General features: G+C 68.3%; 18 protein-coding genes. 14 read left to right on the plus strand and 4 right to left on the minus strand.

Annotated features, from left to right (window positions below; translation table 11 throughout):
* The first annotated feature begins 33 nt into the window (after positions 1–33).
* Positions 34–861: an SDR family NAD(P)-dependent oxidoreductase gene (locus PQI23_RS04400; RefSeq protein ID WP_339971924.1), complete on the plus strand. Its 828-nt coding sequence runs from the start codon at positions 34–36 to the stop codon at positions 859–861.
* A gap of 58 nt (positions 862–919) precedes the next feature.
* On the opposite strand, the gene PQI23_RS04405 is transcribed toward PQI23_RS04400, so the two are convergent.
* Entirely contained in the window at positions 920–2,005 is a 1,086-nt protein-coding gene (locus tag PQI23_RS04405) for an NADH:flavin oxidoreductase/NADH oxidase (RefSeq protein ID WP_339971926.1), read from the minus strand.
* Positions 2,006–2,116: 111 nt separating this feature from the next.
* Here PQI23_RS04405 and PQI23_RS04410 point away from each other — a divergent pair, with 111 nt between their 5' ends.
* The 3 genes from PQI23_RS04410 (at position 2,117) to PQI23_RS04420 (ending at position 8,054) form a co-directional block, all read left to right on the plus strand.
* Positions 2,117–3,931: an ABC transporter ATP-binding protein gene (locus PQI23_RS04410; protein WP_339971928.1), complete on the plus strand. Its 1,815-nt coding sequence runs from the start codon at positions 2,117–2,119 to the stop codon at positions 3,929–3,931.
* A gap of 104 nt (positions 3,932–4,035) precedes the next feature.
* Positions 4,036–5,469, plus strand: coding sequence for a DUF2130 domain-containing protein (locus PQI23_RS04415; protein WP_339971930.1), 1,434 nt, complete (start codon positions 4,036–4,038; stop codon positions 5,467–5,469).
* Entirely contained in the window at positions 5,466–8,054 is a 2,589-nt protein-coding gene (locus PQI23_RS04420) for a DEAD/DEAH box helicase (RefSeq protein ID WP_339971932.1), read from the plus strand. Before PQI23_RS04415 ends, PQI23_RS04420 begins: the two co-directional genes overlap by 4 nt.
* Here the strand turns inward: PQI23_RS04420 and PQI23_RS04425 are convergent.
* Entirely contained in the window at positions 8,051–9,709 is a 1,659-nt protein-coding gene (locus PQI23_RS04425) for a chitinase (RefSeq protein WP_339971934.1), read from the minus strand. The genes PQI23_RS04420 and PQI23_RS04425 overlap by 4 nt on opposite strands.
* 292 nt (positions 9,710–10,001) lie before the next feature.
* On the opposite strand from PQI23_RS04425, the gene PQI23_RS04430 reads away from it, so the two are divergent.
* On the plus strand, positions 10,002–12,371 hold the full coding sequence (locus PQI23_RS04430) for a glycosyltransferase family 2 protein (protein WP_445238403.1): 2,370 nt from the start codon (positions 10,002–10,004) through the stop codon (positions 12,369–12,371).
* Between the two features lie 43 nt (positions 12,372–12,414).
* Here the strand turns inward: PQI23_RS04430 and PQI23_RS04435 are convergent, their stop codons facing one another.
* Positions 12,415–12,798 (minus strand): GntR family transcriptional regulator, encoded by a 384-nt coding sequence (locus PQI23_RS04435; protein ID WP_339971938.1) that lies wholly within the window; start codon positions 12,796–12,798, stop codon positions 12,415–12,417.
* 141 nt (positions 12,799–12,939) lie between these two features.
* Between PQI23_RS04435 and PQI23_RS04440 the strand changes: the two genes are divergently transcribed.
* The 7 genes from PQI23_RS04440 (at position 12,940) to PQI23_RS04470 (ending at position 20,942) form a co-directional block, all read left to right on the plus strand.
* Complete coding sequence (locus tag PQI23_RS04440) at positions 12,940–14,388, plus strand: glycosyltransferase family 2 protein (protein ID WP_339971939.1); 1,449 nt, start codon at positions 12,940–12,942, stop codon at positions 14,386–14,388.
* Positions 14,388–14,594 carry a hypothetical protein gene (locus PQI23_RS04445; RefSeq protein WP_339971941.1) on the plus strand — a complete coding sequence of 69 codons (207 nt, stop codon included), beginning with the start codon at positions 14,388–14,390 and terminating at the stop codon, positions 14,592–14,594. Before PQI23_RS04440 ends, PQI23_RS04445 begins: the two co-directional genes overlap by 1 nt.
* 22 nt (positions 14,595–14,616) lie before the next feature.
* On the plus strand, positions 14,617–15,600 hold the full coding sequence (locus tag PQI23_RS04450) for a Ppx/GppA phosphatase family protein (protein ID WP_339971943.1): 984 nt from the start codon (positions 14,617–14,619) through the stop codon (positions 15,598–15,600).
* Positions 15,601–15,604: 4 nt separating this feature from the next.
* Positions 15,605–16,234 carry an ABC transporter ATP-binding protein gene (locus PQI23_RS04455; RefSeq protein WP_339971945.1) on the plus strand — a complete coding sequence of 210 codons (630 nt, stop codon included), beginning with the start codon at positions 15,605–15,607 and terminating at the stop codon, positions 16,232–16,234.
* Positions 16,231–17,811: a hypothetical protein gene (locus PQI23_RS04460; protein ID WP_339971946.1), complete on the plus strand. Its 1,581-nt coding sequence runs from the start codon at positions 16,231–16,233 to the stop codon at positions 17,809–17,811. The genes PQI23_RS04455 and PQI23_RS04460 overlap by 4 nt, the downstream gene beginning before the upstream one ends.
* Before the next feature lie 199 nt (positions 17,812–18,010).
* Positions 18,011–19,078: a TerC family protein gene (locus PQI23_RS04465; RefSeq protein ID WP_339971948.1), complete on the plus strand. Its 1,068-nt coding sequence runs from the start codon at positions 18,011–18,013 to the stop codon at positions 19,076–19,078.
* 94 nt (positions 19,079–19,172) lie between these two features.
* Positions 19,173–20,942 (plus strand): alkaline phosphatase, encoded by a 1,770-nt coding sequence (locus PQI23_RS04470; RefSeq protein WP_339971950.1) that lies wholly within the window; start codon positions 19,173–19,175, stop codon positions 20,940–20,942.
* Between the two features lie 76 nt (positions 20,943–21,018).
* Here PQI23_RS04470 and PQI23_RS04475 read toward each other — a convergent pair whose 3' ends face one another.
* The gene (locus PQI23_RS04475; protein WP_339971952.1) at positions 21,019–21,954 is read right to left on the minus strand and encodes a LysR family transcriptional regulator; all 936 of its coding nucleotides are present in this window, start codon (positions 21,952–21,954) and stop codon (positions 21,019–21,021) included.
* A gap of 125 nt (positions 21,955–22,079) precedes the next feature.
* Here PQI23_RS04475 and PQI23_RS04480 point away from each other — a divergent pair, with 125 nt between their 5' ends.
* Both PQI23_RS04480 and PQI23_RS04485 read left to right on the plus strand, forming a co-directional pair.
* Positions 22,080–23,630: an aminotransferase class I/II-fold pyridoxal phosphate-dependent enzyme gene (locus PQI23_RS04480; protein WP_339971954.1), complete on the plus strand. Its 1,551-nt coding sequence runs from the start codon at positions 22,080–22,082 to the stop codon at positions 23,628–23,630.
* 167 nt (positions 23,631–23,797) lie between these two features.
* Positions 23,798–25,330, plus strand: coding sequence for an APC family permease (locus tag PQI23_RS04485; RefSeq protein ID WP_339971956.1), 1,533 nt, complete (start codon positions 23,798–23,800; stop codon positions 25,328–25,330).
* Positions 25,331–25,340 lie beyond the last annotated feature (10 nt).

Raw genomic sequence — 25,340 nt, forward strand, 5'->3', positions numbered from 1 at the left:
GGGTCATCTCACCGGCGTCGATACCCTGGTGCCATGCACGCGACGGGGAAGACCATCATCATCACGGGCGCCAGCGACGGCATCGGCGCCGCGGCCGCGCGGCAGCTGCACGGGCGCGGCCACCACGTCGTCATCGTCGGCCGATCGGCAGAGAAGACCCGGGCGGTCGCCGACGAGCTCGGCGCGCCGCACTACTCGGCCGACTTCGCCGACCTCGGACAGGTGCGCGCGCTCGCCGCAGCGCTGATCGCCGACTACCCCCGCATCGATGTACTGGCGAACAACGCCGGAGGCATCATGGGGGAGCGGGTGGTCACCGCCGACGGGTACGAGAAGACGTTCCAGGTGAACCATCTCGCACCGTTCCTGCTGACGACGCTGCTGATGCCGGCGCTCATCGCGGGCCGCGCCACCGTCATTCAGACGGCGAGCCTCGCCGCGCGCGCGTTCAGCCGATTCGACATCACCGATCTGCAGAACGCGAAGCAGTACGCGCCGCAGCGCGCCTACGGCAACGGCAAACTCGCCAACATCCTGTTCACGGCCGAACTGCAGCGCCGCTACGGCGAGCACGGCATCTCGGCAGTGGCGTTCCACCCGGGGGTGGTGGCGAGCAGCTTCGCGAGCGACACCACCCACCTCATGCGTCTCGTCTACCACAGCCCGCTCAAGCGCCTGTTCACGATCAGCGCGGAGAAGGGCGCCGACCAGCTCGTGTGGCTCGCCGAAGGCACTCCGGGTGCGACGTTCGAGCCCGGCGCGTACTACGAATCGCGCGCGATCGCGACGAAGGTGAGCCCGGAGGTGCACGACCCCGAGCTCGCGCGCGACCTGTGGGAGCTGTCGTCGGAGCTCGTGTAGCGGCCGGGGGAGCACCGCCGCCCGCTCGTCGGGCTGCGCCTTGCGGGCGAGACGCCGGCTAGAAGCGGGCGCGCGCGTACTGAGGCGGCACGAGCGCTTCGGCTGCCGGCGCGCGCAGCTCATGGGCCCAGCTGATCGGCAGGTGGGGGTTCGCGAGGAGCGGTCGACCGAGCGACACCACATCGGCCTGCCCCGTGGCGAGGATCGCCTCGGCCTGCTGCGCGCTCGTGATCAGCCCGACCGCGCTGATGGGGAGCGCACCGGTCTCGCGCAGCCGCGCCGCGAGCGGCACCTGGTAGGAGGGGCCGACCGGGATCGGGGCGCCCGGGGTGTTGCCGGCCGTCGAGGTGTCGACGAGATCGGCGCCGTCCTCCGCGAGCCACGCGGTGACCCGGGCGGCCTCGGAGCTGTCGAACCCGCCGTCGAGCCACTCGGTCGCGGAGATGCGCACCACGATGGGCAGCGCCGGGTGCGCGGCACGAACGGAGCGCACGATCTCGCGCAGCAGGCGAGCGCGACCCTCGAGATCGCCGCCGTACTCGTCCGTGCGCTCGTTCGAGAACGGCGAGAGGAACTCGTGGATGAGGTACCCATGGGCCGCGTGGATCTCGACCACATCGAAACCGACGCTCACCGCGCGGCTCGCGCCATCGACGAACGCCCGCACCACCTCTAAGATCTCGGCGGGCTCGAGCGCGCGCGGCGTCGCGAAGTCGCCGAACGGAATCGCGGACGGGGCGACGGTCTCCCAGCCGCCGTCTGACAGCGGAACCGATCCGTCGGCGAAGCCGGGGAGCGAGGGGTAGGTCGATCCTTTGCGACCCGCGTGAGCCAGCTGGATGCCGATCCTGGCGCCGTGCGCGTGCGCGGCATCGACGATGCGCCTGAGCGGCGGGAGCTGCGCATCGTCCCAGATGCCGGGGCAGCGGGGGCTGATGCGGCCCTCGGGCGACACCGCAGTGGCCTCCATGAAGACGAGGCCGGCCCCGCCGCGAGCGAAACCGCCGAGATGCTGCAGGTGCCAGTCGCCGACGATGCCATCCTCCGTATCGACGGAGTACTGGCACATCGGCGCCACCCAGAGTCGATTGCGGATCTCGAGATCGCGAAGCGTGAACGGACGGAAGAGGATCGGATCTGCCATAGTCGGTGAGCCTACTCCGGGCGTCCGACAATCGGCGGTGGGGGTGGAGGGAAGAAGTTGCGAGGGTGGTACGTTGCACCTCTCGACACCATCGATGGAGGCGCTCCCGACGTGACCGTGCTGATCCGCATTCTGAAGTTCACCCGCTCGCTGGCGCCCTACTACGCGGGCATCATGGTCGCCGCCGTGATCGTCACCGTGGCCGGCCTCGCCGTCCCGTTCATCACGGGCCGCGCCACCGATGTCATCTCAGCGGCAGTGAGCGGTGCGGCGGATGGGACCGGCGGATCACCCGACCCGGTGCAGTCGACGATCGTCTCGGTGATCCTGCTCGCCGTCGCGCTGCTCGTCATCAGCCTGATCGAGGCGGGAGTGGGCAACGTCGGCGGGTACTGGGGCGACGTGATGAGCGCGAAGATGCGCACCATCCTGTCGACCCGCTACTTCGAGCAGCTGCTCGCGCTGCCGCAGCGGTACTACGACAACGAACTCACCGGCACCATCGTGGCGCGTCTGAACCGCTCGATCTCCGAGGTCACGAACTTCATGAAGTCGTTCTCGAACATGTTCGTGACCTTGATCCTCACGACCATCGCCGTGCTCGCGATCAGCGCCTGGTACTACTGGCCGCTCGCCGTGCTGCTGGCGATCGCCTATCCGGTCTACCTGTGGCTCACCGCGCTCACGAGCCGCAGATGGCAGCAGCTCGAGGGCGACAAGAACGTGCACGTCGACGTCGCCTCGGGCCGCTTCGCCGAGGTGGTCGGGCAGATGCGGGTGGTCAAGTCCTTCGCGAGCGAGCGCCGAGAATTGAGCGCCTTCAGCACCCGCTTCCAGGCGACCGAGACGCTGACCGCCGAGCAGTCGAAGCACTGGCATCGCATGGACGCGCTGCGCCAGGGGGTGCTGCACGCGATCTTCTTCGGGCTGTACACGATCATCTTCGTGCGCACGGTGCTCGGCTTCTTCTCGCTCGGCGAGATGGTGATGCTCGTGCAGCTGATGTCGATGGCCCGCCAGCCCGTGACGAGCCTCAGCTGGGTCGTCGATACCGCGCAGCGGGCGATCGCGGGGTCGAAGTCGTATTTCGAGGTCATGGATCTGGACCCTTCCGTGGTCGACGGGGGCGGATCGCGACCCGTGCACGCGGGGCGGGCGCCCGGGCCCGCGATCGCGTTCCAGGGCGTGCACTTCGGGTACGACGACGATGCGGACGTGCTCTCGGATGTGACGTTCGAGGTTGCGCCCGGGGAGCGCGTGGCCTTCGTGGGGGAGTCGGGCGGCGGCAAGACGACGCTGACGAATCTGCTCATGGGGCTGTACGGGGCGAGGTCGGGGTCGATCCGCGTCGCGGGGACGGGCGAGGATCTCGAGTCGCTGCGCCGCGACATCGGCGTGGTATTCCAAGAGCCCGCGCTGTTCTCGGGAACCGTGGCCGAGAACATCGCGTACGGTCGGCCCGACGCGACGCGCGAGGAGATCGAGGAAGCGGCGCGGAGCGCCGCGGTCGACGTATTCGTGCAGAAGTTCGAACACGGCTACGACACGGTGATCGGCGAGCGAGGGGTGAAGCTCTCGGGAGGGCAGAAGCAGCGCATCGCCGTGGCGCGCGCCATGCTCAAGGACGCGCCGATCCTCGTGCTCGACGAGGCGACGTCCGCCCTCGACACCAAATCGGAGCGACTCGTGCAGGCCGGGCTCGAGACGCTGATGGAGGGCCGCACGACGCTCATCATCGCGCATCGCCTGTCGACCATCGCCGAGGTCGATCGCATCGTCACGCTGCGGGACGGTCGCATCGATGAGATCGGCACTCCGGCTGAGCTGGCGGCCTCCGGAGGGATCTACGCCGAGCTCCTCGCACTGCAGGCGTCGCCGTCGAGATCCGATCGCAAGCGCCTGCGCGAACTCGACGTCGTGGGCTGAGGCTCGCTGGGGGCCGACGCGATCCGTGTCCGAGGTCTATGACAGTCTTGTCGTGTGTCGCCGACCGCCCGGAGACCGTTCGTGAGTTCGTGAAGGAGGCTCCCGTGCACGAGATCATGTGCCCGCACTGCCAGAAGGCGTTCACCGTCGACGAAGCGGGGTACGCCGACATCGTGAAGCAGGTGCGCGACAGCGAATTCGAAGCGCAGGTGCACGAGCGGCTCGCCCTCGCCGAGCAGGACAAGCGGCAGGCGCTGCAACTGGCCGAGGCATCCGCTGCGGGGCGGTTGCAGCAGGCCGCCGCCGAGAAGGACGCCGAGATTCAGCAGCTGCAGGCGCGGATCGACGCGAGCAGCACGGCGCAGAAGCTCGCGGTGGCCGAGGCGCTCAGCGGGGTCGAGAAGGATCGCGATGCGCTCGCCGGTGAACTCGAACAGGCGAAGCGGGAGCAGGAGGCCGCTATCGCGCTCGCCGAGGCCAAGCTCGCAGCGGAGGCGCAGCAGCGGGCGGCCGCACAGGAGGCGGAGCTGCAGCGGCTTCGCGCGCAGCTCGAGTCTGCGGAGCTCGCGCGAAAGCTCGAACTCTCCGAGGCGGTGAGCGCCGTGGCCAAGGAGCGCGACGAACTGCAGAACGAGCTCGAACGCGCCGCGCTCGAGAAGCAGCTCGCGGAGCGCTCGCTCAAGGAGTACCACGAACTGCAGCTCAAGGACCGCGACGGAGAGATCGAGCGACTCAAGGATTTCAAGGCGCGACTCTCGACCAAGATGGTGGGCGAGACGCTCGAGCAGCACTGCGAAGTGACCTTCAACCAGATCAGGGCCACCGCGTTTCCGAACGCCTACTTCGAGAAGGACAACGACGCGCGCACGGGCAGCAAGGGCGACTTCATCTTCAAGGACCTCGATCTCAGCGGCATCGAGATCGTCTCGATCATGTTCGAGATGAAGAACGAGTCGGACGGGACTGCGACGAAGCACCGCAACGAGGACTTCCTGAAGGAGCTCGACAAGGATCGGCGCGAGAAGGGGTGCGAGTACGCGGTGCTCGTCTCGCTGCTCGAACCCGAGAGCGAGCTCTACAACGGCGGCATCGTGGACGTGTCCCACCGCTACCCGAAGATGTACGTGATCCGACCTCAGTTCTTCATCCCGCTGATCACGCTGCTGCGCAACGCGGCACTGAACTCCCTGAAGTACAAGGCGGAACTCGAGCAGGTGCGGTCCCAGAACATCGACATCACGCATTTCGAGAGTGAGCTCGACAGCTTCAAGGATGCCTTCGGACGCAATTACGACCTCGCCTCGCGACAGTTCCAGGAGGCGATCAAGCGCATCGACACCTCGATCTCCGAGATGCAGAAGGTCAAGGACAACCTGCTCAAATCGGAGAACAATCTGCGGCTGGCCAACGACAAGGCGCAGGGCGTCACGATCAAGAAGCTCACGCGGGGCAACCCGACGATGCAGAGGAAGTTCGCCGAACTCACGAGCGAAGACGCCGCTGCGAGCGCGGAGAGCGGCGGGAGTGCGCGCGCATGAGCCTGGGAACGCTGCTCGACAGCACGCACTTCGAGGAATCGGATGAAGCGTTCGCCGCATTCGAGGAATGGGCGTGGGAGCAGCGCGCGCTGCGCCTGTACCCGGCCCAGGAGGAGGCGGTGCTCGGCATCGCGCTCGGCAGCAACGTGATCCTCGCGACCCCGACCGGAACCGGGAAGTCGCTCGTCGCCATCGGCGCGCACTTCATCGCGCTGGCGGAGGGGCGACGCACGGTCTACACGGCGCCCATCAAAGCGCTCGTCAGCGAGAAGTTCTTCGATCTCGTCGACGTCTTCGGCGCCGATCGGGTGGGAATGGTGACCGGTGATACGTCGATCAATCCCGACGCCCCGATCCTGTGCTGCACGGCCGAGATTCTGGCGAACCTCGCGATCCGAGACCGCTCGGCGGGCGACATCACCCAAGTCGTGATGGACGAGTTCCACTTCTATGCAGAACCGGAACGCGGCTGGGCCTGGCAGGTGCCGTTGCTGCTGATGAACGACGCGCAGTTCCTCCTGATGTCGGCGACGCTCGGCGACGTCTCCGAACTGGCGGACGACCTCTCCCGGCGCACCGGGCGCGACACGGCGCTCGTGACGGGCGTCGAGCGGCCGGTGCCGCTGACGTTCTCGTACCAGGTCGCCCCGGCGCACGAGGTCGTGGAGCAGCTGATCGAGGATCGCCAGACCCCCGCCTACCTCGTGCATTTCAATCAGTCGCACGCCGTCGAGCAGGCCCAGGCGCTCTCGAGCATCCGCATCGTCGATCGTACGGGTCGTGACGAGATCGCCGCCGCCATCGGCGACTTCCGCTTCTCGACGGGATTCGGATCGACGCTCTCGCGCCTCGTGCGGTCGGGAATCGGTGTGCATCACGCGGGCATGCTCCCGCGGTATCGGCGCTTGGTGGAACAGCTCGCACAGCGCGGTCTGCTTCGCGTGATCTGCGGCACCGACACGCTCGGGGTCGGCATCAACGTGCCGATCCGCACCGTCGTCATCACCGCACTCACGAAGTTCGACGGCGAGAAGATGCGCCGGCTCTCCGCCCGCGAGTTCCACCAGATCGCGGGGCGCGCGGGGCGCGCCGGCTTCGACACCGAGGGTGACGTGGTCGCGCTGGCGCCCGAGCACGAGGTCGAGAACGCGAAGGCCGCTGCGAAGGCGGCTGCCAAGGCGTCGGGAGGGAAGAAGGCGAAACCGGCGAAGAAGAAGTCTCCGCCGCAGGGGTTCGTCGCCTGGAGCGAGAACACGCTGGAGAAACTCGTCGGCTCGCAGCCCGAATCGCTCGTCAGTCGCATGCGCGTGACGCACTCGATGGTGCTCGGCGTCATCGGCCGGGGCGAGACTCGCGAGGGCGAGGCGCTGGAGACGATGCGCACCCTGGTCTTCGACAGCCACGAGCCGCGAGCCGCGCAGTACGCGCACGCGCGCACCGCGATCGCGATCTTCCGCACGCTGCGACAGGGCGGGATCGTCGAGGTCCACGTCGATGAGCGCGGCCGGCGACTCCTCCGCCTCACGGTCGAACTGCAGGCGAATTTCGCGCTGAACCAGCCGCTCTCCCCGTTCGCGCTCGCGGCGATCGAACTGTTGGATCCTGAATCCGACACCTATGCGCTCGACGTGATCTCGATCATCGAAGCGACGCTCGAAGACCCGCGGGCGATTCTTCGCGCGCAGGAGCACCGAGCACGAGGAGAGGCCGTCGCGGCGATGAAGGCCGAGGGCATCGAGTACGACGAGCGCATGGAACTGCTCGAGGCCGTCACGCACCCCCAGCCTCTGAAGGAACTGCTCGACGAGGCGTTCACCGAGTACGTCGCCGAGGTGCCCTGGGCTCGCGACTTCGCGCTGCGTCCGAAGTCCGTGGTGCGCGACATGGTCGAGCGAGCGTTCGGCTTCCGCGATCTCGTCTCGTTCTACCAGCTCGGCCGCTCGGAGGGCGGCGTGCTGCGATACCTCAGCGATGCATTCCGCGCCATCGAACGCACCGTGCCCGAGCAGGCGAAGAACGCCGAGCTCGAGGAGCTCATCGAGTGGCTCGGCGAGCTCGTGCGGCAGGTGGACTCCAGCCTGATCGACGAGTGGGAGGAGCTTTCACACCCCGATCCGGAGGCGCACCGCAGGGCGCGAGCCCTCCTCGGGCTCGACGCCGACGGCGCGGAGGCGAGTGCAGCGCTCGCGCCGCCGACGCGATCCGTGCTCACGAATCAGCGCGCGTTCCTCGTCATGCTCCGCAACGCCCTGTTCCGTCGCGTGCAGGCGGCGGCGTTCGAGCGCTACGCCGAGCTGGCCGAGCTGGATGCCGCCCGCGGCTTCGGCGAGCAGAAGTGGCGCGATGCCCTGGCGCTCTACTTCGACGAGTACGACGACATCCGCGTCGACGCCGATGCGCGCGCCGCGGCGCTGCTCGAACTCGATCGGAGCAGCGCGCCCGAGGGCTTCTGGCGGTTCCGCCAGGTGCTGCTCGACCCGAACGGCGACCACGACTGGGCGATCGAGGGATCGGTCGATCTCGCAGAATCCGAGGCCGAGGGGGAGCCCGTCGTGCGCGTCGAGCGCGTCGGGCCGTTCGCCTAAGGCCCGTCGTCGCCAGCGCCGTTGTCACCCGCTCCGTCGTCGGCCGCTCCGTCGCTCGCCGCGTCGCTCGACGCGTCGGCCTGCACGGCAGCGCCCGAACCGTTCGCACCGGTCGACGCCTCGTTCGACGACCCGATCACTTCTGCGATCTCGGCATCGGTGAGCACGCGCCACGGCGAATCCTGCGGCTGCACGAGCGCCGCGTCGGGGCTGTCGCCGCGCGAGTACCACTTGGCCTCGAAGCCGTCGCCGTCGAACATGACGCGTTCACCGCGACGGTACTCCTTCGCGGCGTCCCAGTCGGGGTACGCCCCGGCGGGAAGCTTCGGACGCTCGATCGGCTTCTCACCGGGCAGCACCGGGCCGAGCAGCCGCCAGGGCTGCGAGCCGTTCTCGGCGGCGAGGTCCGGCTGATCGCCCTCGGTCCACCACTTCGCCTCGTACACGTTGCGATGCCAGACGACTTTGGTCTCCGCGGGGTACGCGGTGGTCTCGCTCCAGATCGGGTACGGGCTCGTCTCCGGGTCGTCCTCGACGAGCTCCACCGGCCCGTCGTTCTCGACGGCCTCGGCGACCTGGGAGATCGCACCGGTGCGATGCTCGCGCAGAATCTTCGAGAAGTCGCCCGTCTCCTGGACGATGCCGCTGCAGGAGTCGGAGACCTGCTTGGGGTCCGGCCAGTTCGCGGAGCACTGCTGATCACGGTTGAGCGACCACATCGACATGCGCGCCATACCCCGCTCGTCGGCGAAGGTCGAGAGTCTCTCCGCGTCGGCGAGCGTGAAAACGTCCTTCCGCGTGTCGTTCTGCCCGATCATGGGCGTCGCCGCGACGCGGCTCCACGCGGTCGCCTCGCCGATCGGGGCATCGATCTCCTGATACAGCGAGCGCAGTTGCGACTGAGTCGCTTCGAGACTGCTCTCGACCGCGGGGTAGAAGTCCTTCTCCGACTTCGAGTTGTAGTTCATCGTCATGACGTTGACGCCCGCCAAGTCGACCCCGGCCTTGAGATACGCGCGGATCGCCTGCAAGCCCTCGAAGGTGAGCCCATCGGGCGCGACCGGAAGGGTCAGCCAGACGTCGAGACCCTCCTCACGCGCATCCTGCACGGTCCGGATCGCCTCGGCCTGTCGGGCGACCCCGGCCTCGTCCGAGAGGAAGGCGCCCTCGATGTCCATGTCGATGCTGGCGAGGTCGTAGCGCTCGACGACGCTCGTGTATCCGTCGACCAGATCGCCCTGATCCTCGCACTCGTACGCGATGTCGTGATTGGCCTGGCCGCCGAACGAGACCATGGCGGACCCGCCGAGATTGCGCAGGCGCTGCAGTTTGCGGTCGAGGTCGAGCGAACTCTCTGCCTGGTCGAGGCTGTAGTAGCCGCCCCATGACGGGCTGCACGCGTCATGGGGAGCCGCGACGATGAAGGAGAGCACGACGTTCTTCTGCCCGTCCTCGCTCGGTGATTCGAACGGGAACGTCGGAGTCGCCGTGACATCGACGTAGGAGTCGAACCAGGGCGTGCGCTCCGACGCGACCTGCACGTCCTGCACTCGCGACCACGCGTACACGCCACCGCCGACGAGCCCGGCGAGCACGACCAGCACGATGCTCAGCCGTGCCAGAGACAGCTTTCGACCCGGATACCACTTCGCCATGACAGCCCCTCGCCCATGCCCTCGCCCGACGGGTCCGGGAAATTACCTGTGTCGGTTTTCGCCATCAGTTATGCTATACGAGCGCCAACGCGCTTTCCCACGGTGAATCGAATATTCCGATTCGCCCGGGAGGATTCACCTGCGAAGCGACCCCCGAGTGCAGCACACGTCCGTGGGTGGATCGAGATGCGGGCACAGTTTGCAAACGGGGGTTTGGGTGGCTGAGGAAACAACGGTGTCGTCGCGACGCCGACAGTGGGGTGCGGAGCGACGTTCCGAGCCGCTTGCGATCATGCACTCCCGCCCCAGCGGTGGGGCGGTGATCTGGGCGCGCGCGGCCATCGTCATCACCGTGCTCGCGTGGTTCTTCTACATGATCACGACGATCGTGCGCATGGTGATCGAGGGGCCGACCGAGTCGTTCGTCTTCCACGTGCAGACGTGGGTGTACGGCCTGACCGTCACGGCGCTGACGTTCTCCGCGCTCATGTACCTCACGGCGCGGTACGGCGCGCTCGTGCGCTTCCGGGAGCATCGCCGCGTCGAGCGCGCGCTGATCGACGAGCATTTCGCGGAGTCGGACGCAGACGTCACGGTACTGATCCCGAGCTACGACGAAGAGCCGGAGGTCGTGCGGTACACGCTCTGGTCCGCCGCGCTGCAGGAGTTCCCCTCGGTGCGCGTCGTGCTGCTCATCGATGACCGTGACACCGGCCTCACCGGGAAGGGGCTCGAGCGACTCAACCGGACCCGCGGCCTGCTCGGCGACATCTCCGCAGCGCTCGAGAAGCCGCTGGAGCAGGCGCGAGAGGCGATGCGGGTCTTCCAGGAGTCGACTCCCGAGGTGCCCGGGCCGGAGGACGCGAAGCGCGCCGCCGATGCCTACGCCGAGGCAGCGACGTGGCTGGACGAGTTCGCCGCGGCGGAGAAGATCGACGACCACATGTCCGAGTTCTTCGCGGAGCAGGTGCTGCTCGGCCTGTCGAACGACCTGCGCCTCACTCGGCTCGCGCTGAACGCCGCATATGAGCAGGGCGGATCCCCCGACCGCGAGCGGCTCGAGCAGCTGTACCGACGACTCGTCTGGATCTTCAGTGCCGACATGAGCTCCTTCGAGCGCAAGAAGTACGCATCGCTCTCGCAAGAGCCCAACAAGGCGATGAACTTGAACTCGTACATCTCGCTGATGGGCGGGCGCTATCGCATCGCCGATGAGACCGGCGTCCAACTCCTCGAAGCGCTTCGAGATCGCGACGAGTCGGAGCCCGATCTCGTGATTCCCGACAGCCGCTACCTGCTGACGCTCGACGCCGATTCGCAGCTGCTCCGCGACTACTGCGTGCGGCTCGTGTACCTGCTCGAGCAGCCCGAGAACGAGCGCGTCGCCGTGACGCAGACGCCGTACTCGTCGTTCCGCGGCGCTCCCACGCGCATCGAGCGCATCGCCGGAGCGACGACCGACCTCCAGCACATCCAGCACCAGGGGCTCACCTACTTCAACGCCACCTTCTGGGTGGGCGCGAACGCGGTCATCCGCAAAGCGGCGCTCGCCGACATCGCGGTCACGGAGACCGTCGGCGGGTTCGAGATCACGACCTACGTGCAGGACCGCACGGTGATCGAGGACACGGAGTCGAGCATCGACCTCGGCGCGCACGGGTGGTCCCTCGAGAACTACCCCGAGCGCCTGAGCTACAGCGCGACGCCGCCCGACTTCGGCTCCCTGATCGTGCAGCGGCGCCGCTGGGCGAACGGCGGCCTGCTGATCATGCCGAAGATGTTCGAGATGATCCGCATCCGCAAGGGCACTCCCGCCCGAGTGCGCCTGACGGAGAAACTGCTCCGAACGAACTACATGTCATCGCTCGCCTGGGCGAGTTTCGGACTGATCTTCCTGCTCTTCTTCCCCTTCGACTCGCGCCTGCTCAGCCCGCTCGTCGTGGCCGCGGCGTTGCCGTACTTCATCTCGCAGGCACTCGATCTGCGTGCGAGCGGACATCGCCTCAGCGATATCTTCCGCATCTACGGCTTCAACCTCGTACTGCTGCCGGTGAACCTCGCCGGCGTGCTGAAGTCGATGCAGCAGGGCGTCACGGGCGAGAAGATTCCCTTCGCGCGCACCCCCAAGGTCACGGGCCGCACAGCGTCCCCCGCCATCTACGTGATCCTGCCGTTCGTGATCATCGCGTTCTCAGTGCTCACGGCCTACCGCGATTTCACGCTCGGCAACTGGGGCAATTTCATCTTCGCCGGGTTCAACGCGGTGATGGCGACCTGGGCGGCCGTGTCCTACATCGGGGTGCGTGCAGCGATCGTCGACGCCGTGCTCGGCATCGTCGGGTGGCTGTACGTCGCCCCGAAGCCGCCGAAGCAGCAGCGGAAGAACCTGGTCGACCCCGACGCGGAGGTCAACTGGCAGGCGATCCTCTACCACGGGGACCGGCGCCTGCGTCGCGATCTCGTGCGCTCGAGCGATCGGCGCCGTCGCCTCGGCGGCGTGCGCAAGGAGGTCACGGCGGTCGCAGAGCTCAGCACGGGCGGGGGATCGCGCGCGGCGGTGAACGAGGTCACGGTAGCCGCGCCGGATGCGGGCACCGATGTGACCGCCGTCATCGTGCCCGCCGCAGAGGAGAGCCCGTCGCCGAAGCGCGCCCGCAAGTAGCGGGGCGAGGCTCGCGAGCCGGCTCACCCGGCGTCCGTCGTCATCAGACGATGCGGCCTCGCACGGTCTCGGTGAGCAGCCGTTCGGCGCGCTCGCCCGTGACGCCGAGGGAGCGGAGCCGTTCGACCGCCTCGAGCGCGGCCTTCCGCGCCGCAGCGTCGACGGGATCGTCTCCGAGCGACACGAACGTGCCCGCGCGCCCGCGTCCTTCGACCACACCATCCGCCTCGAGCGCCCGGTAGGCCGACGCGATCGTGTTCGCTGCGAGCCCGAGGTGGGCTGCCAGTCCGCGAACGGTCGGCAGCTTCGCACCCGGAGTCAGGCGCCCATCCGAGATGGCGCGCAGCACACCGTCGTGCAGTTGGCGGTAGGGCGGCTCGGTCGATCCTGCATCGATGGCGAAGAGGTCGAGTGCTGCGTCGGTCATACCGACAGGGTATCCGTGCCGCGCCGCGGAACTGCTCGAACGTCTGCCCTAGACTGATGGTGCAACTGGGGGCGCGACGGCGCGGCCGCGGGGGTGCGGCTGCGAGGGCAGGGCCGTTGCGCGAAGACGAAGGGGGTCGTCGTGCGAGAATTCTTCCAGCGGTTCGTCGGGCTGCTCGTGATCGTGGTGGTGCTGGCCGGGGCGGCCGTGCTCGTCTGGGGCGTCGACCTCTCCCACCCCGAGTCCATCTGGCAACCGGAGCGGTTGACGCTCGCCGGCGCGTGGACGGTGATGTACAACGCCGAGCTGCCGTCGCCGCGGGTGCTCGTGATCGCGCTCGCGACGGCGATCGCCTTCGTGCTCATCGTGGTCATCACCGAGCGCACGGTATCGCGGCGTTACCGGCGCACGCCGCTCGAGGTGGCGAAGCGATCGCTCGCACCCAAAGCGATCATGGCGCGGTCGCGCGGCGTCTTCGCCGGCGAGATCACGGTGACGGTGCTCATCCCGGCGCACAACGAGGAGGCCTCGCTGCCCGCCACGCTCGCATCGCTGCAGCAGCAGCAGCGACTCCCGGATCGCGTGATCGTCGTCGCCGACAACTGCACCGACGGCACGGTCGCGGTCGCCCGTCGTCTCGGCGCCGAGGTGTTCGAGACGAGGGAGAACACGCACAAGAAGGGCGGGGCGCTCAACCAGGTGCTCGCCCGCGAGCTTCCGCAGATGGGCGACAACGACACGGTGCTGGTCATGGACGCCGACACGCAGCTGAGCACCCGCTTCATCGAGACGGCGGTGCAGCGCTTCACGGCCGACCGCGCGCTCATGGCGGTCGGGGGTCTGTTCCAGGGGGAGCCCGGGCACGGCGTACTCGGGCAGTTCCAGCGGAACGAGTACTTCAGGTATCAGCGCGAGATCGAGCGGCGCGAGGGGCGCGTGTTCGTGCTCACGGGAACCGGCACCGTGTTCCGCTCGATCGCGTTGCGCGAGGTCGCGAACTCACGCGGTTCGTCGATCCCGGGCAATCTCGGCGAGGTGTACGACACCTTCGCGCTGACGGAGGACAACGAGCTCACCATCGCCATCAAATCGCTCGGCGGACTCATGGTGTCGCCGGTGGAGTGCCAGGTGACGACGGAGCTCATGCCCAGCTGGCGCATGCTCTGGGCGCAGCGGCTGCGGTGGCAGCGCGGGGCGCTCGAGAACCTCGGCGCCTACGGCGTGACGCCGCAGACCATCAGGTACTGGGCGCAGCAGATCGCGATCGGCTACGGGGTCTTCGCGCTGTTCGCATACTTCGGGCTGATGTTCCTGATGCTCACGGCGATGGACTCCTGGGTGTGGTTCCCGTTCTGGCTGGGCATCGGCGTCGTCTTCGCGATCGAGCGCGTGGTCACCGTCTGGCGGGGCGGGTGGCGCGCACGGGCTCTCGCCGTGCTCATCTTCCCCGAGCTCGTCTACGACTGCTTCTTGAACCTCGCCTTCCTGAAGGGGGTGTTCGAGATCTCCCTGGGTCGTGTGCCCACCTGGAAGCACGTCGAGCACCGTGCAGAGAACTCGTCGAGCATGATCGAACAGGAGGCGCGCTGATGCACCGCATGGGACTGCTCTTCCCGGAGGAGATGCTCTCCTCCGAATGGTTCGGAGTCTTCGCCACCGTCGTCGCGATCAATACGCTCATCTACGTGGTGCTCGGCGTCTCCAAGCTCGTTCCCATCATCAGGTTCGGGAGCAAGAGCAGCGGGCGCAATCGAAGAGCGGAGACGCGCAGCATCTATCCCGAGGCGGCGGAGTGAGGATCCCCACTAGACTCGGCCCATGCGTCTTGGAGTGATCGACGTCGGATCAAACACCGTCCACCTGCTCGTGGTCGATGCCCACCCGGGCGCGAGCCCCGTCCCGTACCACTCCCAGCGGTCGGTGCTGCGTCTCATGCGCTACCTCGATGATGACGGTGCGATCGTCGAAGAGGGCGTGGCGCGCATCGTGGAGGCGATTCGCGAGTGCGCCGAGATCGCTCGCGAGATCGGCGTCGACGACTTGATCTCGACGGCGACGAGTGCGATCCGCGAGGCGGCGAATGGCGAGGAGGTGCTGGCGCGGGTCGCGCGGGAGACGGGCATCGTGCTGCGCGTGCTGTCTGGGGAGGACGAGGCGCGCATCACGATGCTCGCGGTGCGACGCTGGCTCGGGTGGTCGGCGGGCGAGATCCTGCTGTTCGACATCGGGGGCGGATCGTTCGAGATCGCCCAGGGAGCTGACGAGTACCCCGACGTGCAGGTGTCGCTGCCGCTCGGCGCCGGGCGATCCACCATCAATTTTCTGGCCGAGGATCCGCCGTCGCGCGAAGCGGTCTCGCGCTTGCGCGCTCACGCTCGAGTCGAGTTCACGAAGGTGCGGGACGAGCTCTTCGCCGATCGGCCCCGGCCGAAGCGCGTGGTGGGCACGTCGAAGACGATCCGTTCGCTCGCGCGCCTCGTGGGTGGGCCGTCGGATCCGGTGACGGGCGACCTCGCTCAACTCCACTACGTCGGTCTCCGCGAATGGGAGCCCTCGCTCCGCGAGATGCCCGGAGCGGTGCGGGAGTACCTGCCCGGCATCACGCCGGAGCGCGGGTATCAGATCATGGCGGGCGCGGTGGTGCTGCGCACCGCGATGAAGGTGTTCGGAGTGGACACCCTGACGATCTCCCCGTGGGCGCTGCGCGAGGGGATCGTGCTGCGCTACATCGACGCGCTCGACGGCCGCGGGGCCGACCCCGTGCGCGATCGATCCGGAGAGAGCGCGCATTTGCGAGACTAGACGCATGATCGTGGTGCGGGACGCCGAGGTGCGAGAGCGCGATGCAACGCTGCTGCCCGCGACGTCGTTCGATGCGGCAGCCGGGGAGGCGGTGGTCGTTCGCGGGGCGAACGGTGCGGGCAAATCGACGCTGCTCCGACTGCTCGCGGGTATGCGGGCGCCGTCGAGCGGCACGGTGCGCATCGATGGGCGCGACGTCGTCTCCCGAGACCGCCGCCTTCGGCGCAGCGTCGCGGCCATGATCGGCCTGCCGCCGTTGGCGCCCGATCTCACCGTGCGCGACCACGTGCTGCTCGTCGCCACGACCTGGTCCGCTTCCGGGCGCGACGCCGAGCGGCTCGCCGGGCAGGTGCTCGACGAGCTCGGCCTGCACGCGCTCGCCACGCGCTTTCCGCACGAGCTCTCGTCGGGCCAGACGCAGCTCTTCGGGCTCGCGCTCGTGCTCGCCCGACCCTGCGGCGCACTCGTGCTCGACGAACCCGAGCAGCGGCTCGACGCCGATCGCCTCGGTCTCGTCGTCGCCGCCGTGAATCGGCGCCGCGAGGCGGGAGCGGCGGTCGTCGTGGCCACGCACAGCGACGCGCTCGCGGATGGCCTCGGCGGCCGCATCCTCTGGCTGCAGGGCGCCGCATGAGGAATTCCAGGGTGCGTTCCGCCCTCGGCCTCTGGAGGGCCTCGCACGCCCGCTCGGCGAGCGACCGGCGATACGCGGCGTATCTCGGCGCGATGCTCTCCGTCGCGTTCGTCGCGCCGACGGCGCGCGCGCTCTGGATCTCGGCGTCGCAGCCCGAGGTGCTGCGAGCACTCGCGGCGCCGAATGCTCCGCTCATCGGCGGGCTCTGCGCCGCCGGGCTGTGGATCGCGGCGCTCCTCGCCGGTCGCCTCCGCGGTCCGGCGCTGCGGCCGCCACTGCTCACCCACGTCTTCGCGCGCAGCGAGCACTCGCGGGTCTCAGCCTTCGGCGGCAGCGTCGTGCGGGCGGGTGCGGTCGTGACCGCGGTCACCTCCGTCGTGAGCGCCGGTATCGGCGGGTTGCTCGGTGTTCAGGCCGCGCTCCCGTTCGACAGTGCGCTCGCTATCGCCGCCCTGGGAGCCGGCATCGGCGTCTGCGTCGGCGTCATCGCGACGGTCCTCTGGCTCGCGGGGCAGGCATTGCCGCGGCTGGCGGGTGCTCTCGCCATCGGACTGACGATGCTCGTGGGCCTTACGATTGCGCTTCCCGCGTCAGCCCGGTTCACTCCGTGGGGGTGGACCGCCGCCCTCTGGAATGGGGCAGGGATCGCCGTTGCGGGTTCCTCACACGCAGCACCGTGGCCCGCGCCGGTCGCTCTACTCTGCGCACTCACCGTCGTGCTCGTCTCGAGCACCCCGGCGCTCTTCGCGCGCCTCGACAGCCGGGTGCTCGAAGCGCAGGCGACGAGATGGGGGTCGTCGTCCCTGCATGCCTCCGGCATGGATTTCAGCTCCGCCCTGGCTGCGTATCAGGGGAGGCCCTGGGCCGGGCGCCGGGTGCGCGCGGTCCGCACGAGCGCGCAGGGGCGGCGCGGACTCGCGCTGACGCGGACGTTCGTGATTCGCGACGCAGTGGGCGCTGCGCGAGCGCCTGGGCGACTGGCGGCGGGAGCGCTCGGCATCACCGCTGCAAGCGTGCTCGTAACCCTCGCGAGCAGCGCCCCGCAGCCGGGCGTCGGGCTCGGCGTACTCGGCGCGTTCGGTGCAGTGGTCGCATTCGCGGCGCTCGGTCCGTTCACGGACGGCGTGCGTCATGCTGCCGCGGTCGCCGCCGATCTGCCCGTCTACGGCGTCAGCGACGCCCATGTGCTCGTGCTGCACAGCGTGTTCCCGGTCGTCGCCGCGCTGCTCATCGCAGGCATCACCGCCTCCGCCTCGGCGACGCTGATCGGAGTGGCGCCGCTCGCACCGGTGCTCTGCTCCGCTGCAGTCGCAGTGTGCGCCGTCTTCGCGAGAGTCGGCAATGCGCTGAAGGGCCCGCTGCCCGTGCGACTGCTCACACCGATTCCCACGCCGGAGGGGGACCTGAGCGGGGCCGTGCGATTCCTCTGGTCGATCGACGGCATCGTGCTGGTGGCGCTCATCGGGGCGACGATGCCGCTCGCCGCCGCCGCACCCGCGTGGTGCGCGGCTCCGTGCGCCGCACTGCTCGCAGTCGGTGCGGCGCGCTGGCGACGTCGTCGAACGGGTGCAGGCTGAAGCGTTGCCGTGTGTTGCGCGTTTTCCGACGCGTGTTCGGTAGGATGTCGTGTGCAGGGGGAGTATTCCCGTTCGCAGCAGTCCCGTCAATACGAGTGCATCGATGTACTTCGGGCTGCTGGCCTCGACATCGCGGTAATCGTGTCACGATCGAGGTGGAAGAGACCTTGGTGTCTTTCACCGACCCCTAGGAGCCCGCATGCAGGTCACACCGCTGATCTGGATCATCACGATCCTCGTCACGATCGCATTTTTCGTCTACGAGTTCTTCGCCCACGTGCGCAAACCGCACGAGCCGACGATCGGCGAGTCGGCGAGGTGGTCGGCCTTCTACATCGGCCTGGCGCTCCTCTTCGGCGTCGGCATCGGCTTCGCATCCGGATGGAACTTCGGCGGCGAGTACTTCGCCGGGTATCTCACCGAGAAGGCGCTGTCGGTCGACAACCTCTTCGTCTTCCTGCTCGTGATGAGCGCGTTCGCCGTGCCGAAGATGTATCAGCAGAAGGTGCTGATGGTCGGCATCATCATCGCGCTGATCCTGCGCGGCGCCTTCATCGCGATCGGAGCCACCCTCATCGCGAACCTCAGCTGGATCTTCTACGTCTTCGGCGCCCTCCTGCTCTTCCTCGCGTATCGCCAGGCCTTCGCGAACCACGACGCGGACCCCGCGAACGGGCGATTCATGAAGTTCGTGCGGCGGGTGCTCCCGATCACCGACGAGTACCACGAGGACAGGCTCACGACCAAGCGCGACGGCAAGCGGTTCTTCACTCCGATGTTCCTCACCATCGTGGCCATCGGATTCATCGACCTCATCTTCGCTGTCGACTCGATTCCTGCCATCTACGGCCTGACCAACGAGGCGTACATCGTTTTCACCGCGAACGCATTCGCCCTCATGGGTCTGCGCCAGCTGTTCTTCCTGATCGGCGGGCTCCTCGAGCGCCTCGTCTACCTCGCGCAGGGCCTCGCGGTGATCCTCGCGTTCATCGGTGTGAAGCTCGTCTTCCACGCCCTTCACGTCAACGAGCTCCCCTTCATCAACGGCGGTGAACCGCTGCTCTGGGTCCCCGAGATCCCGATCTGGTTCTCGCTGTCGTTCATCGGCGCCACCATCGCCGTCGCGACGATCCTGAGCCTGCGCAAGACGAAGCGCGATGGGAGTGCCGACGAGCGGTTGGAGGAACGCCGCGATCGGGCTGCTGATCCGGGTGCCGACATCGCCGATGCGCGCGCCGCGAACCGGCGCTCCTCCGACGACCGGTAGGGGTGTTCGTGCGCGGGCCAGGCGTCGTTCATGGCCCGTTCACGCCCGGCCACCCCGCAGATACCTCACCCCAATACGCTCCCAGAGGCGGCTGATGACCAGTCGCATGCTCACTCTCGACAAGGGGTTCATGTTGCATTTGGGGAAGTTCGCGAAGCCGGCCGTCGTCGGCGGCGTCGCATTGGGGATCATCGCGTCGGGTGCTGCATTCGGCTCACCGGCGATGGCGGCGGAAGCCGAGGTCTCGCCGAAGAACGTCATCGTTCTGATCGGCGACGGCATGGGGTACAACCACATCGATTTCATGAACGCGGAGACGACCGGCGAGACGCACTGGCAGGTCGAGCGAGGCGGTGACCAGAAGGTGATCCCTTCGGGCCAGAACACCGTGCCGACCGAGGGATGGCAGTCGTGGAACCACCTCGGCATGTCGACGCACTGGGTCGACGGTCCGGTCTACGACCCGGCTGCCTCGTGGTCGGACTTCGAGTGGAACAAGGTCAGTCCGACCGACTCCGCCGCCGCGGGCACCGCCATGGCGACCGGCGTGAAGACGTACAACGCGGGTCTCGGGGTCGACAAGGATGGGAACCCCGTCGAGAACGTCGCCGAGCGCGCCGAGACCCTCGGCAAGAGCGCGGGCGTCGTGTCGTCGGTGCCGTTCTCGCACGCGACGCCGGCGGCGTACTCGAGCCACAACGAGAGCCGCAACAACTACCAGGACATCGCGAGCCAGCAGATCGCGAGCGGCCTCGAGGTGGTCATCGGCGCCGGACATCCGTTCTACACGGACGATCATCAGCCGACGGAGACCGGTGACTTCGGCTACATCTCCGAGGATGACTGGAACGCGGTATCGACCGGTCAGACCGACCGCACCTTCATCGAGACGAAGGCCGACTTCGAGGCGCTCGCCACGGGAGAGACGCCCGAGCGCGTCTTCGGCGTCGCGCAGGTCGCTTCGACCCTGCAGCAGTCGCGTGCAGATGGCGCCCCGATGAACGACGTGCCCGATCTCGCAACGCTGTCGGAGGGCGCGCTCAACGTGCTCGACAACAACGAGAACGGGTTCTTCCTCATGGTCGAGGGCGGCGCCATCGACTGGGCCGGCCACGGCAACGAGAGCGAGCGGGACCTCGAAGAGGTCACAGATTTCGATAATGCGGTCACCTCGGTGATCGACTGGGTCGAGACCAACTCCAGCTGGGACGAGACGCTCGTCGTCGTCACCGCCGATCACGAGACCGGCTACCTCTATGGTGAGACCCCGGGCGATTTCAGCCCGATCGTCCCGTCGGCCGACGCCGATCCCGCGACGCTCGCCGCGCACTCCTGGAACAGCGGAGACCACACCAACATGCTGGTTCCGTTCTTCTCGAAGGGCGCGGGAACCGAGCAGCTCGCCGCGCTCGGAACGAATCTCGACCTCGTGCGCGGGCACTACTTCGACAACGTCGACATGGCGAACTGGATGCTGAACGAGGCCTGGGTCGAGGCCGCGGCTCCCGTTGACCCGCCGGTCGAGGACGCGACCGGGGCAGCCGATGGTGCTGCGAACGGCGGCGGAACCGCCGGTTCGGGCGCCGATGCGGGCGGTGCCGCGGGTGCGGGAGCGAACGGCTCCGCTCCCGTCGAAGGCGCTGCCGCTGCGGCGGGCGCCGGCGAGGCGGGCGCGCAGGGCGCCGCGCCGATCGTCGATGAGTCCGGCGAGGTCGTGGCAAGCCCGGCCGGGGCGAAGGGCTCGCTCGCAGCGACCGGTTCCGACGGTAGCCTGCTGCCCTTCGGCCTCGGCGCCGGCGCGCTCGTCATCGCGGGCGGCGTGCTGGTCGCGCTCCGCATGCGCCGTCAGACGCAGGCCGACTGAGCGGTGTGACGTCGCTCGCTGAACGGTGAGCATCAGCAGTGCCTCCGGTGGAGAACCGGGGGCACTGCTGCGTCGTTCACCCCGCTGCCGGGTGCTCGCTCCGAGCGACGGCGTGGCGGATCGCGGTCGCCAGCTGGCGTGCGGCGGTCGAGGGCTGCCCGCCGTTGCTCTCGGCAGGCGCGGCGAGCAGCACCGACCGCGCGAATGCCGGGTCGTCGAGGGGGCGCAGTACGACGCCCGGGTGCGTGGGCCCGGCCGCGAGCTTGGCGACCAGGCCGATCACCATCCCGGCCGCGATCATGCCGAGCATCACCTGGAAGTCGTCGGTGCGAATCGCGACCTCGAGCCGGTGGCCCGACGCGGCGAAGGCGTCGAGGAGCACCGAGTCCATGGGGTCGTGGCGACTCGTGCCGAGCAGCCAGCGCTCACCGTGCAGCGACATGAGCGACTCGCGGTCGATGGAGGAGCGGTCGGCGAGCGGGTGATCCTCGGGGAGTGCGAGCAGCAGCGGATCGCGCAGCACCTCCGTCGTCACGACGTCGGGTCGCAACGGCACCTCGTAGCCGGGCACCGAGTACAGGAGGGCCGCATCGAGCGTTCGATCGTTGACGTGCGCGACGAGCGGCCCGACCTCTTCGAGTACCGCGTCGATCTCGATGCCGAGATCCGCCACCTGCGACACGATCGAGGGGAGCAGCTTGGCCGCGGCGGTCGGGAAGGTGCCGAACTTCAGTCGCGCGCGTCCCATCTGCGCGAGGTCGCGAGCATCGCGGAGAGCGCGATCGGTGAGGGTGAGGATCTCCTCGCCCCGATCGAGCACCAGCACTCCCACCGGAGTCGGCGTCGAGCCGCGAGTGGAGCGTTCGAGCACCGGCGAGCCGATGAGCCGTTCGAGGTTGCGCAGGTGGTAATCGACCGTGGGCTGACTCCACCCGAGCGCGCGGCCCGCGCGGGTGACGGACCCTTCGCGATGCACCGCGCGCAAGGCCAGGAGCTGTCGCAGATCGATCATCGTCGGTGCTCTCCCGTCATCAAAGCTCTGTAGCGCGCGGTGGCTCGGGCCGGGACGCGCCACATACATGATATGTGGCTTCACAGGAGAGTCGGGGGTTCCCGGCGCACTCCCGGCGGAGCATGATGGCACTCATGCTGCACACCTCCGCTCCGACCGCTCCGCGCTTGCGTCTCGACCACAGCACGGCGCCCTACGCCGACGCGCTCGAAGCGTACGCCGATCGAGGTTCGGTGCAGCTCATGGTGCCCGGTCACGGTGGCACGGAGCAGGATCTCAGCAGTCGTCTCGCCGGCTTCCTCGGCGAGCGCGCGCTGCGCCTCGACATCCCGATGCTGATGGACGGAGTCGACCTGCTCGCGCGCGGGCAGGAGCGGACGCCGCTCGACCGTGCACTCGAGCTCGCGGCCGATGCCTGGGGTGCGAAGCGCACCTGGTTCCTGACGAACGGCGCCTCTCAGGCAAACCGCACGATCGCCCTCGCTGCACGCGGCCTGGGCGACCGCATCCTCGCTCAGCGGAGCGCGCACTCGAGCTTCAGCGACGGCATCCTGCTCGCCGGGATCACCCCCAGCTACGTGACGCCCAGCGTCGACGCCGAGCACGGAATGGCCCACGGCGTGTCTCCGGCCGCGCTCGAATTTGCGCTCGCCGAGGCCGAGCGCGCGGGCAATCCGGTGCACGCCGTCTACATCATCTCGCCGAGCTACTTCGGATCGGTCGCCGACGTGCAGGGCCTCGCACGGGTCGCGCGCGCGCACGGCGCACCGCTCATCGTCGACGGCGCCTGGGGGCCGCACTTCGGCTTCCACCCCGAACTGCCCGAGTCGCCCGCGCGCCTCGGCGCCGATGTCGTCATCTCGAGCACCCACAAACTCGCGGGGTCGCTGACCCAATCGGCCATGCTGCACCTGGGAGACGGCCCGTTCGCGGATCGCCTCGAGCCGCTCATCGAGCGCGCCTTCAGCATGACCGCGTCGACCTCCACGAGCGCGCTCCTGCGCGGCTCCCTCGACATCGCCCGACACGCACTCGCGACCGGCGAGGAGGCCATCGGGCGCTCCGTCGCGGGAGCGCGACGCTTCCGCGAGATCCTGCGCGAGGATCCCCGCTTCGCGGTCGTGAGCGACACGTTCCATAGCTTCGAGGACGTCGTCGACACCGACCTGCTGCGCGTGCCCATCGATGTGAGCGGCGCCGGCGTCGGCGGGCACTGGCTGCGCCAGCACCTGATCGAGCACCACGACATGTACTTCGAGATGTCGACGGCGACGACGATCGTCGCCGTGATCGGCGCGGGCAAGACGTTCGATTTCGACGCCGTGTACGCGGCGCTCGTCGAGAGCGTCGAGTCGGCGGACGCCGAGCACGAGCGGCGCATCACGGGCGACGCGCACGATTTCCCGAGCCTGCCCGCACCCGGCGCGTACCGCGTCAGCCCGCGCGACGGGTTCTTCGGTGCGACCGAGGTGGTCGGTGCCGAGGACGCGATCGGCCGCGTCTCCGCCGATACGCTCGCGGCGTACCCGCCCGGCATTCCGAACGTCATGCCCGGCGAGGAGATCACCGAAGAAGCGGTAGCCTTCTTGCAGGCGGTCGCGGCCTCTCCGACCGGCTACGTGCGCGGCGCGATCGACCCGGGAGTCGACCGCTTCCGCGTGCTGGCCGGAGGTTGACCCTGCGGCGCCTGCGACGGCGCCGCTTCGACTTCGCGGCCCACCGCCGCGGATTGCTCGAGATCCGAGCATCTCCTGGAAGACCAGGAACCCTCGTCGCGCGAGCGCCGAGGGACGAATGACCGGGCCTTCGGGCCCAGCGACAACGAAGTCTGGAGAAGACACGTATGGCAAGCTCTCTGCGGCAGCAGCTCTTCCGAGTACAGCCCGTTCCGCGCGACGGGGGTGAACGCGGCAGTCAGCTCAAGCGCAGCATCGGGCTCTTCCCGCTCATGATGATCGGCGTCGGGGGAACCATCGGCACCGGCATCTTCTTCATCCTCTCCGAGGCGGTGCCGATCGCAGGCCCCGCGGTCATCTGGTCGTTCATCATCGCCGGGCTCGTCGCGGGCCTCTCCGTGCTGTGCTACGCCGAGCTGGCGAGCTCGGTGCCGGTCTCCGGATCCTCGTACTCCTACGCCTACAGCACCCTCGGCGAGCTTCCCGCGATGGGCGTCGCCGCCTGTCTGCTGCTCGAGTACGGGGTCTCCACCGCCGCAGTCGCGGTGGGATGGTCGCAGTACGTGAACCAGCTCGTGAACAACCTGTTCGGATTCCAGTTCCCGCCCGAGCTGCTGTACGCGCCCGAAGAGGGCGGCATCATCAACCTGCCCGCGGTGATCCTCATCGCTCTCTGCTGCTTGCTGCTGATTCGCGGCACCTCGCACTCCGTCGTGACGAACACCGTGATGGTCATCATCAAGATCGCCGTGCTGCTCTTCTTCGTCGCCGTCGGCATCACCGGCTGGAACATCGACCACTTCGCGAACTTCGCCCCCTTCGGTCTCGGCGGCATCATGACCGGAGCCGGCATCATCTTCTTCTCGTTCGTGGGGCTCGACGCCGTCGCCACCGCAGGCGATGAGGCGAAGAACCCGCGCCGCAACCTGCCGATCGCGCTGATGGGCGCCCTGGTCGTCGTGACCACCGTGTACGTGCTCGTCGCCGTGGCCGGTCTCGGAGCGCAGGAGCCGGAGAAGTTCGAAGGCCAGAGCGCCGGCCTCTCCGCGATCCTCGAGAACATCGTGGGCGCGTCCTGGCCGGGCACCATCGTCGCCGCGGGTGCTGTGATCTCGATCTTCAGCGTGACGCTGGTCGTGCTCTACGGGCAGACGCGCATCCTCTTCACCATGTCGCGCGACGGCATGGCCCCGAAGATCTTCAGCCGCGTGAACCCCCGCACCGGCACGCCGATCGCCAACACCATCATCGTGTCGATCATCGTCGCGATCCTCGCGGGCGTGCTGCCCATCAACTTCCTGGCGGAGATGACGTCGATCGGCACGCTCGCCGCGTTCACCGTCGTGTCGGTGGCGGTCATGGTGCTGCGCCACCGCGAGCCCGATCTGGAGCGGAAGTTCAAGGTGCCGCTCTATCCCGTGATCCCGATCCTGTCGATCATCGGCTGCCTCTGGATCATCAAGGACCTGCGCCCCATCACGATCATCGTGTTCGCCGCTTGGACCGCGCTCGTGCTGGTCTGGTATTACTTCACCGGCCGTAAGAACTCGGTGCTCGGTCATCGCATCGACACGGGCATGATCGTGCTCGTGGGCCCGGGGCGGTATCGCGTCGGGTCGTCGGAGGGTGAGCTGTATGACGGGCGCGACTTCGATGAGGCCGAACGCGACGAGATCGAGGATCGCGAAGCGTCGCGCTGATAGCCGCTCA

The sequence above is a fragment of the Leucobacter sp. USCH14 genome, assembly GCF_037619215.1.
In the GTDB taxonomy this organism is placed as follows: domain Bacteria; phylum Actinomycetota; class Actinomycetes; order Actinomycetales; family Microbacteriaceae; genus Leucobacter.